1 protein-coding gene is annotated in these 1,189 nt (G+C 55.1%); it reads left to right on the forward strand.

Annotation, left to right across the window (positions count from 1 at the left end; translation table 11 throughout):
* The first annotated feature begins 218 nt into the window (after window positions 1-218).
* Window positions 219-1,169, forward strand: a complete 951-nt coding sequence (locus tag Q9R35_RS18665; protein WP_157664304.1) for an IS110 family transposase — start codon at window positions 219-221, stop codon at window positions 1,167-1,169.
* Window positions 1,170-1,189 lie beyond the last annotated feature (20 nt).

Consider the following 1,189-nt stretch of genomic DNA (forward strand, 5'->3'; position numbering starts at 1 on the left):
TGAACTTGTATGGTTAAGTTGTCGGGGTGGAGGGACATCCTGAACGATCGGCCAATGCCGGACCGACACCGCGAGAACTCTCCCGCCCCACCCATCACCGTCGATAAGGAACTGAGCGGCGCCGTTCATCGAACCGCGACCGCCGATCTGAACGCAAGTCAACGAGCCGGATGGCGTACACCCCGACGTTACTCATTGTGCGCTTTGGAGGTGCTCCCATGCAAACGACTGTGCTTTATATCGGTGCTGATGTTGCCAAGGCTGAGCTGGTCATCAGCGTAGCGGGCCAACGGCCCTGCATCATTGCCAACACGGCGACTGGCATTACCCGTTGGTTAAAGACAGTGTCAGAACACGCGCTAATTGCCATGGAGTCAACGGGCAATTACCACGCCTTACTGGCCCAGTTGGCTTATCTGCATGGCTTGACGGTCTATATCTTGAACGCGCGTGATGTCTTTTACTATGCACGAGCCTTAGGCAGCCGGGCCAAGACCGATAATATTGATGCAGAGGTCATTGTCCGCTACCTGCAAGAGCATCAATCCAGCCTGCAAGCTTGGCAACCGCTCACCCCCGAGCAACAACAGTTGCGTCAACTGTTGTCTCGTCGCGCTCAAGTGATCACTCACCAGAGCGCTTTACGCCAGGCCTTTACCGACGTGGATCTATCAGGTGTCGATACCCAAGCGTTGCAACATGGATTTGATGTTGTGCTGGCCTCAATGGATCAACAAATACAGCATTTGATTGCGAACGACCCGCAGCTCGAACAGGGATATCAACGTTTACGTAGTGTGAGTGGCATCGGTCAACAGACAGCGGCCTTGTTGACCGAACTGCTCAATCGTATTCCCTTTGCCAATGCGGATGCCTTAGTCGCGTATAGCGGGCTCGATCCCCGACCCAACGACTCAGGGACCAAGCGAGGGCGTCGTCGTATCAGCAAGCGTGGGCCGGCTTTGCTGCGCCGACAACTGTATTTGGCAGCGATGTCGGCCTGCCGCAGTGCGGCATGTAAACCGTTGTATGAAGCGTATCGTGCCCGAGGCCTGGCGGGCACAGAATCGATTGTGATTCTGGCTCGTAAGTTGCTGCGCATTGCATATGCCGTGTGGAAAAGTGGACAAGCCTTTGACCCGTCCAAACTATCGCCTAAAACAGCTTGACCCAAACCATAGAACCTCGC

Source organism: Alcaligenes sp. AB3, assembly GCF_031844565.1.
GTDB lineage: Bacteria > Pseudomonadota > Gammaproteobacteria > Burkholderiales > Burkholderiaceae_B > Alcaligenes > Alcaligenes faecalis.